Origin of the sequence: Sinorhizobium sp. P24N7, assembly GCF_042436655.1 — a bacterium.
Lineage (GTDB): Bacteria > Pseudomonadota > Alphaproteobacteria > Rhizobiales > Rhizobiaceae > Sinorhizobium > Sinorhizobium meliloti_A.
On record NZ_JBHMIW010000025.1, the window covers coordinates 89654 to 97986 of the forward strand.

The 8333-nt window shown below is 60.6% G+C and carries 7 protein-coding genes; 3 read left to right on the plus strand and 4 right to left on the minus strand.

Translation table 11 applies throughout. The features are described from left to right. Positions 1–23: 23 nt before the first annotated feature. A complete protein-coding gene (locus tag ACFHWW_RS31490) occupies positions 24–1064 on the minus strand; it encodes an ABC transporter substrate-binding protein (protein WP_379943164.1) in 1041 nt (346 codons plus the stop codon). Positions 1065–1181: 117 nt separating this feature from the next. Further along, the gene (locus tag ACFHWW_RS31495; protein ID WP_338283558.1) at positions 1182–1730 is read right to left on the minus strand and encodes a cupin domain-containing protein; all 549 of its coding nucleotides are present in this window, start codon (positions 1728–1730) and stop codon (positions 1182–1184) included. A gap of 179 nt (positions 1731–1909) precedes the next feature. Between ACFHWW_RS31495 and hisD the strand changes: the two genes are divergently transcribed. Next, positions 1910–3208: a histidinol dehydrogenase gene (hisD, locus tag ACFHWW_RS31500; protein ID WP_018095211.1), complete on the plus strand. Its 1299-nt coding sequence runs from the start codon at positions 1910–1912 to the stop codon at positions 3206–3208. Between the two features lie 104 nt (positions 3209–3312). Here the strand turns inward: hisD and ACFHWW_RS31505 are convergent, their stop codons facing one another. Both ACFHWW_RS31505 and ACFHWW_RS31510 read right to left on the minus strand, forming a co-directional pair. Further along, complete coding sequence (locus ACFHWW_RS31505) at positions 3313–5106, minus strand: TRAP transporter large permease subunit (protein ID WP_275602512.1); 1794 nt, start codon at positions 5104–5106, stop codon at positions 3313–3315. Further along, positions 5103–5678, minus strand: a complete 576-nt coding sequence (locus ACFHWW_RS31510; RefSeq protein ID WP_100673713.1) for a TRAP transporter small permease subunit — start codon at positions 5676–5678, stop codon at positions 5103–5105. The genes ACFHWW_RS31505 and ACFHWW_RS31510 overlap by 4 nt, the downstream gene beginning before the upstream one ends. A gap of 348 nt (positions 5679–6026) precedes the next feature. On the opposite strand from ACFHWW_RS31510, the gene ACFHWW_RS31515 reads away from it, so the two are divergent. Next, complete coding sequence (locus ACFHWW_RS31515) at positions 6027–7652, plus strand: glycoside hydrolase family 43 protein (protein ID WP_100673786.1); 1626 nt, start codon at positions 6027–6029, stop codon at positions 7650–7652. 127 nt (positions 7653–7779) lie between these two features. Further along, a complete protein-coding gene (locus ACFHWW_RS31520; RefSeq protein ID WP_018095207.1) occupies positions 7780–8160 on the plus strand; it encodes an RcnB family protein in 381 nt (126 codons plus the stop codon). The last annotated feature ends 173 nt before the right edge of the window (positions 8161–8333 follow it).

Below are 8333 nucleotides of genomic sequence, written 5' to 3' on the forward strand. Positions count from 1 at the left end.
GGTAAATTAACTGAGACGATCGCCTACTGAGCCAGCCAGGCGTTGAAACGCTGGGTGAGCTCTTCCGAGTTGTCTGTCCAGAAGTCTACGTCGAGAGCGACGGCACCATTCAGGTTCTCTTCCGTCGTCGGCAGCTCCTTCTGGAACTGTTCCGGGACGAGCTTGGTCGCACCAAGGTTCGGAAGCCCGTATGCGATATACTCCGGAAGCTTCGCCTGATTTTCGGCCTTGCTCGCGTAGGCGATGAAGTCCATGCCGGCGTCCTTGTTCGGGCTATCCTTCAGGATTACCCAGCTGTCGATTGCATAGACGCTGCCGGGGAAAACGAAACCGAACTTCTTGCCCTCGCTGCGATTGATCCCGCTGATGCGGCCGTTATATGCGGACGTCATGACGACCTGGCCGGAAGATAGCAGCTGGAGTGGTTGTGCCCCAGCGTCCCACCAGATGATATCCGCCTTCAGTTCATCTAGTTTCTTGAATGCGCGATCAACGCCGCCTTCGCCGCTCAGAACGTCGTAAACCTGGTCCGCAGGGACGCCATCTGCCATCAAGGCGAACTCAAGCGCATATTTGGGTCCCTTGCGCAGGCCGCGTTTACCCGGGAATTTCTTCGTGTCCCAGAAATCGGCCCAGGTCTTCGGAGCTTCCGCCAGCTTGTCACCATCGTAGGACAGGCCGGTCGACCAGACGATATTGCCGACACCGCAGTCGCTGACGGCCGCGGGGAGATAAGCCTCCTTCCCGCCCATCTTCTGCCAGTCGATCTTTTCGTAGATGCCGTCGGCGCAACCAAGAGCCAACTCTTCGGCTTCGACTTCGACGACATCCCAGTTCGGCACGCCGGCCTTCACCTTGGCCTGCAACACGCCGTATCCGCCCTCCCAGCTTTCATCGAGAACGGGCTTTCCAGTTTCCTTCCCGAATGTCTCGAAGAAGATTTTTCTTTGCGCGTCCTGGAAATTCCCACCCCAGGATACGACCGTCAGGTCGCGTGATTGCGCACCGACGACGCTCGTCGTCAGGACGCTAGAGGCAATGACAGCAGCTTTAAGGATTTTCATCGAGCCCTCCCCATCAGTGTTTTCGACTGCACGATACAAAGCAGTTTTCAGGGGTTTGGGAAGGGCACTAACCGCTCTGGTCACTATTCTCACCACTCGGATCGAGTGACGCCTGCGTCAATAGGTTGGCGGCGTAATCGCGCTCACTATTTCGCTCGGGCCATCGTGGACGTTGCGGAATCGATGCGGAAGCCGACTATCGAAATAGTAGCCGTCACCCGCGCCCAAGATACGCTTCTGGTTGCCCACCGTCACCTCGACGGCTCCGGACAGAACCATGCCGGCCTCCTGTGCCGCATGGGTGAATTCCTCTCCGGTATCTGCGCCGATCGCGTAACGCTCATGGAGCATAAGCATCTGCCTGTTCGGATGGTCCAGACCAATGACGCGGTAGGAAATTGTGTCAGCCTTTCCGATCTCGATGAGGTCGGCCGAGGAATAGAACGGCGTATATGGAAGACTCGATTGCAGGTCGGAAAAGAAGCCGGGCAACGTCGTGCCCAGGGCGTCGAGGACCGCGCCGAGCGTGTCGATCGACGGGCTCATTCGGTCTCGCTCGATCAATGAGATCGTAGAATGTGAAATGCCCGACCGCGCAGCCAGTTCTCTGACACCCAAGTCTCGCCTCCGGCGCAGTTCACGAAGTTTGCTTCCGATTTTCGGCATTCGTCGATTCCTTAATCTGATCGGTTCGCCCCAGCATGGCACCCCCGGCGCGCGCTTCCTACGTCCGGAGATCGTCGGGCGCGCAAAGTGGTGAGAATACTGAACGGGTGGTTTGCGGGCAATTGCCCGTCTGCCGCGGTTCCACGATGCTGAGACACCACCGCACACAGGAGATTTTAATGACATCGCGTCTCGCCGCATTGAATGACAGGTTCATCCAGATCAAGAAGCCTACCCGTGACGCCGTCTCCGACACGGCTCCGGTCGAGAAGACGGTCAAGGATATCATCGCAAATGTGCGTGAGCGTGGTGACGCCGCTGTTCGCGAATACTCCGCAGCCTTCGATAAAGTGGAGCTTGAAAAGTTCGAAGTAAGCGAAGAAGAGAGGCTGAAGGCCGTAGCGGAACTCGATCCGCAGACCCGCGAAGACACCGAATTCGCCATCGCGAACGTCCGCGCCTTTGCCGAAGCTCAGCTCAAGACCATCCTCCCGCTTGAAATCGAGACACTGCCGGGTCTGCACCTCGGCCACCGCGTCATCCCGATCGAAGTCGTGGGGTGCTACGTGCCTGGCGGTCGGTATCCTCTCCTGTCGGCGCCGGTCATGACCATCGTACCGGCTAAGGTCGCCGGCTGCGACCAGGTAATCGCCTGCCTCCCGCCAAACGCACACCCGGCCATGATCGCGGGCTGCCATCTGTCAGGTGCCGATCGCATCTTCCGTGTAGGCGGAGCCCAGGCAATCGCGGCAATGGCATCAGGCACCGAGTCAATCCCGGCGGTCGACAAAATCGTTGGCCCCGGCAACGCATTCGTCAACGAAGCCAAGCGCCAGGTGTTTGGTCAAGTCGGCATCGACCAGCTTGCCGGCCCGAGCGAAATCTTCATCGTCGCCGACGAAACCGGCAATGCTGCTATGATCGCCACCGACCTCCTTGCGCAGGCAGAACACGATGTTCGCACCCGCGTCGGTCTGATCACGACCGACCGCAAGCTCGCGGAAGCTACCCTGGTCGAAGTCGAAAGGCAGTTGCAGGACCTCTCGACTGCCGATGTCGCGTCGGTAGCCTGGAAGGATTATGGGGAGATCACCGTCTGCGAAGACGAAGCAGCGATGATCGCCTATTCAGACTACATCGCAGCCGAGCATCTTCAGGTTCACACCCGGGATCCGCAGGCCACCGCCAAGAAGCTCCGCAACTACGGTTCACTCTTCATCGGCGAACTGGCCAGCGTGGTTTACTCCGACAAGTGCTGCGGCACCAATCACACCCTTCCGACCATGGCCGCTGGCCGGTATACGGGTGGGCTCTGGGTCGGCTCCTACGTCAAAATCTGCACGCATCAATGGTTGGATGAACGCGGCGTTGCCGCGGTCGCTCCTGCCGCTGTACGGCAGAGCGCTACAGAACGGCTCGAAGGCCATCGCCGCGCAGCCGCTCTGAGGCTCAGCCCCCGGCAATTCGCTGCCGATTGATCCGTCCTCCCAAACGGAGTCATGCAAAGAAGCCACCCGGCCGCTGTCGGGTGGCTTCTTGCATCGGCCGACGGTAAGCCGTCGGCCTGCTTGTGGAACGCACTTCAGTTGAACGACGGCGGTGCGCTGAGATCGGGAGCCGGGTTGTTCTGCTGAGGCGCCGTATTCGGTTGGGCCGGCTGCTGGCCAGCCCCGTCTAGCGGGCTGCCGCTTGGCAGCTGCAAGCCGCCGGGAAGACCGAGGCCGCCGCCGTTGTCGGGCAAGGTCAGGCCGCCTCCGCCGTTGCCGAAGCCCGGAACTTCGATCTTTATCGTTGACGGATCGACGCCGGTGCCGCTGCCTTTGTAATGCAGCACCATCTGCGGGAACATGAGTGTGAGCGCAATCATGATGATCTGTATGCCGACGAAAGGCACTGCGCCCCAATAGATCTGCCCCGTCGTCACCGGCTCCATCTTCTTGCCGGTCACCTTGTCGAGATAGGGCACCCGGGCTGCGACGGAGCGCAGGTAGAAGAGTGCGAAGCCGAAGGGCGGATGCATGAAGCTCGTCTGCATGTTGATGCCGAGCAGCACGCCGAACCAGATCAGATCGATGCCCAGCTTGTCGGCCGCCGGTGCGAGCAGCGGCACGATGATGAAAGCGAGCTCGAAGAAATCGAGGAAGAACGCCAGAAAGAAGACGAGCACGTTGACGGCGATCAGGAAACCGATCTCGCCGCCCGGGAGCGCGGTCAGCAGATGTTCCACCCAGAGGTGTCCGTTGACGCCGTAGAAGGTGAGCGAAAAGACCCGGGCGCCGATCAGGATGAACAGCACGAAGGCGGAGAGCCGTGTCGTGGAGGCGAGCGCGGCGCGGACGACCTCCATGTTCAGCCGGCCCTTGGCCGCAGCCATGACAAGGGCACCGACGGCTCCCATGGCTCCGCCTTCGGTCGGGGTGGCGATGCCGAGGAATATGGTGCCGAGAACCAGGAAGATCAGGGCCAGCGGCGGGATCAGCACGATGATCACCTGCTGGGCCAGACGCGAAAGCGCGTTGATCTTGAGCGCCCTGTCGGCGAGGGCGACCAGATAGATGAATATGGTACCCACCGTCGCTCCGAGGATGTCCGCGTTTTCGCCCTGTGTCGGCGAAAGATAGACGTGTGCCGCATAGGCGATTGCGCAGGCGACCAGGAGCGCGATCGCAAGCGAGGTGACGCCGGACCCGAGGGTGCGCGCTTCCAAAGGCAGCGCCGGCATGGAGTGCCGCTTCACGAAGGTCATCAGCAGGATGTAGCCCATATAGAGCCCGGTCAGAACGAGACCGGGGATGAGGGCGCCGGCATACATGTCGCCGACCGAGCGGCCGAGCTGGTCGGCAAGAACGATCAGCACGAGCGACGGCGGGATGATCTGCGCGAGCGTGCCGGATGCAGCAATGACGCCGGTGGCGATGCGGCGGTCATAGCCGTAGCGCAGCATGATCGGCAGCGAGATCAGACCCATGGCGATCACGGAAGCCGCAACGACGCCGGTGGTGGCTGCAAGAAGCGCGCCCACGAAGATGACAGCATAGGCGAGCCCCCCGCGCACGGGACCGAAGAGCTGGCCGATCGTGTCGAGAAGGTCCTCGGCCATGCCCGACCGTTCGAGCACTATGCCCATGAAGGTGAAGAAGGGGATGGCGAGAAGCGTGTCGTTCGACATGACCCCCCAGAACCGTTCCGGCAATGCGTTGAGCAGGGGCCAGGAGAGATTGATGGAATCCGACAAGGGCGCGAGTTCGACGCCGATGATGAAGAAGAGGAGACCGTTGGCGGCAAGCGAGAAGGCGACCGGATATCCGAGCAGCAGGAACACGATCAGCGACACGAACATGATCGGCGCCAGGTTTTCAGCGACGAACTCGATCATGAGCGGGCCTCCGGCGATACCGTGTCATCGAGCGGTGCATGAGCCGGAACGTAAGGCGTCGGATCGTCCATGTTTCCGGTCATGATCGCGATCTTCTTGATGATTTCGGATACGCCCTGCAGGGCGAGAAGAACGAAGCCGATCAGCAGGATCGCTTTCGCCGGCCATAGGATGAGCCCGCCGGCGCTCGAGGAAAGTTCGCCCGAAACATAGGACATCCGTACGTAGGGCACGAGGTAATAGAGCATGAGAAGCACGAAGGGCATCAGGAAGAAGACGTGTCCGAAGAGGTCGATCCAGTGCTGCACGCGGCGCGAGAACATTCCGTAGACGACGTCGATGCGGATGTGCTCGTTCTGGCTCAGCGTGTAGGCGGCAGCGAACATGAAGGCGGCGCCGAAGAGATACCACTGCGCCTCCAGCCATGCATTGGACGACATGTTGAACACTTTTCGGATGACGGCGTTGCCGGCGCTCACGAGCACGGCCACCAGAATAAGCCAAGAGACCGCCTTGCCGATCTTTTCGGTAATGGCGTCGATCAATCGGCTGAAGCCGAGTAACGGTTTCATCGAGTTCCTCCCCGCAATGGTTTTTGTTTTTTTGCCAAGCACAGGCAGAGTGCCCATTTCAAGCCTGCTTTCAAGTGCGATGGCCGATTTTCCGGGATAGGGGCGGGGTCTCAGACGAAAGTCGAATACAGTCCACCGGCGAATGATCAAAACTTAGGCACGCAGGCGCGCTTCCCGCCGATGTTCCGCCGCAGCTTTCGTGGAAAATGGAGCCCGCGCAGGGGACTTCAGGCGATTCGACAGGTGGCAATCTGCCGGGATGCCGGTCTGGGGACGCTGCGCGAAAGGTCTTGAAAAGACGGTGAGCTTGGGGCTGGATGCGGCACCGCGAAGAGGGAGATGCAAGAGATGAACGCGACGATCCGGAACCCGATCCTGCCCGGTTTCAATCCGGACCCGTCCATCTGTCGGGTCGGCGAAGACTATTACATCGCGACCTCGACATTCGAATGGTACCCCGGCGTGCAGATTCACCATTCGCGCGATCTCGTGAACTGGCGACTCGTGCGCCGTCCGCTCGAACGCGCAAGTCAGCTCGACATGCGCGGCAACCCCGACAGTTGCGGCGTATGGGCTCCGTGCCTCTCCTATTGCGACGGGCTGTTCTGGCTCGTCTATACAGACGTCAAACGCCTGGACGGCAACTTCAAGGATGCCCACAACTACATCGTGACTGCGGAAGCGGTCGAGGCCACCTGGTCCGATCCGGTCTATGTCAATTCGTCGGGATTCGATCCGTCGCTTTTCCATGACGACGATGGCCGCAAATGGTTTCTCAACATGAAGTGGAACCACCGCTCCGAAAGCTTCGGCGGCTCGCCCAAGAGCCCCGCTTTCGACGGTATCCTGCTGCAGGAATGGGACGAGCGAACCCGCAAGCTCGTGGGCCTGGCGAAGAACATCTTCGCCGGCAGTCCGCTCGGCCTCGTCGAAGGGCCGCATCTCTTCAAACGCGACGGTTGGTATTACCTGACTGTCGCCGAGGGAGGGACAGGTTACGACCACGCCGTGGGCATGGCGCGGTCCCGGACCATCGACGGACCTTACGAGATGCACCCGAATGTTCATCTCATCACATCCAAGGGTCACCCGGAGGCGGCTCTGCAACGCGCGGGGCACGGGCAATATGTCGAGACGCCGGACGGCCAAGCCTATCATACGCATCTTTGCGGCCGGCCGCTGCCGCCGCAGCGACGCTGCACGCTCGGCCGCGAGACTGCGCTGCAGAAATGCGTCTGGCGGGAGGACGGATGGCTCTATCTCGAAAATGGCGGCCCGGTTCCCGAGGTGACCGTGCCCGCGCCGGGAGCCGCAGGAACCGTCGCTGAGCGTGTCCTTTTTGAAACGGACTTTGACGAGCAGGTGCTTCCGCCGGAGTTCCAGTGGCTGCGCACCCCGGTCCCGGAGCGGATATTCTCGTTAACCGCCCGGACCGGGCATCTCCGTCTCTTCGGCCGCGAGAGCATCGGCAGCTGGTTCGAGCAGGCGCTGGTGGCGCGGCGGCAGGAACATCATTCCTTCCGCGCGGAAGCCGTCGTCGATTTCGCTCCTGACACATATCAGCAGGTCGCGGGTCTCACGCATTATTATAACCGGCACAAGTTCCATGCCCTCGGCGTCACACGGCACGAAACCCTCGGACGTACCCTCACCGTACTCTCCTGTCCGGGCGATTTTCCGAACGGGCGGTTGACCTATCCGGTCGGCAGCGGGATCGCCGTACCCGACGGTCCAATTCATCTCGCCATGGAGGTGAGAGACAACGATCTCCAGTTCTTTTGGCGGGGGGCGGACCAGGCACAATGGCTGACCATCGGGCCGGTGCTCGACGCCGGCGTGATTTCGGACGAAGGTGGGCGCGGCGAGCACGGTTCCTTCACGGGGGCGTTCGCCGGCATCTTCGCTTTCGATATCTCGGGTTGCGCGATGCCTGCCGATTTCGACCGGTTCCGTTACCAGGCGCTTAGCGTTTGAAATGCGGAAAGTTTATGAGAGAACTCTTATAAGCATCGGTAATCATTACTTATTTGTAATGTCAGGCTTCATATTCGGTTCAGGAAGGAAGGCTTAGTTTCGGGGGGTAATAACGAAAGGAAACCCCATGAAACGCCTTCTGATCGCGCTCGTCGCCAGCTCGTTCCTCGCCACTCCGATGGCGCTTGCTCAGCCGGCCGGCTCCTTCGAGCTTGCGCAGGCGCATGATCGCAATCGCCACAGGCACGTCGATCGTCATGTCGAGAAACGTGTCGACCGACACGTCGAGAAGCATGTCGAAAAGCGCGTGATCGTCAAAAAGCACCGCTGGGCGCGCGGCCACAGGCTGAGCCCGTCCGAGCGGCGCCACATGGCCTATGTCCGCGACTACCGCCGCTACAAGTTGCGGCCGCCGCCGCGGGGCCAGCAATGGGTGCGCGTCGACAATGACTTTCTGCTGATCAGCCTCGCAACGGGCGTGATCGCAGGCCTCGCATCGGCCTATTGACCTTGCGTGTTCCTTTTTAAGGACCCCGATTTTTCCCTCATCCCTCTGACGAGCACTGTTGGGGTGGACGGCTCCCAACGGCATCGCAATGTGCCAGAGTGAGTCGTTAAGATATCAATCGAGGGAGACCGTCCGTGGAGCAGATTATCCGAATTGGCATGGATACGTCAAAG

What these genes read in the sequence shown, in the direction of transcription:
- ACFHWW_RS31490 (WP_379943164.1), bottom strand. Translation starts at nt 1,064, where the DNA reads ATGAAAATCCTTAAAGCTGCTGTCATTGCCTCTAGCGTCCTGACGACG.
- ACFHWW_RS31495 (WP_338283558.1), bottom strand. Translation starts at nt 1,730, where the DNA reads ATGCCGAAAATCGGAAGCAAACTTCGTGAACTGCGCCGGAGGCGAGAC.
- hisD (WP_018095211.1), top strand. Translation starts at nt 1,910, where the DNA reads ATGACATCGCGTCTCGCCGCATTGAATGACAGGTTCATCCAGATCAAG.
- ACFHWW_RS31505 (WP_275602512.1), bottom strand. Translation starts at nt 5,106, where the DNA reads ATGATCGAGTTCGTCGCTGAAAACCTGGCGCCGATCATGTTCGTGTCG.
- ACFHWW_RS31510 (WP_100673713.1), bottom strand. Translation starts at nt 5,678, where the DNA reads ATGAAACCGTTACTCGGCTTCAGCCGATTGATCGACGCCATTACCGAA.
- ACFHWW_RS31515 (WP_100673786.1), top strand. Translation starts at nt 6,027, where the DNA reads ATGAACGCGACGATCCGGAACCCGATCCTGCCCGGTTTCAATCCGGAC.
- ACFHWW_RS31520 (WP_018095207.1), top strand. Translation starts at nt 7,780, where the DNA reads ATGAAACGCCTTCTGATCGCGCTCGTCGCCAGCTCGTTCCTCGCCACT.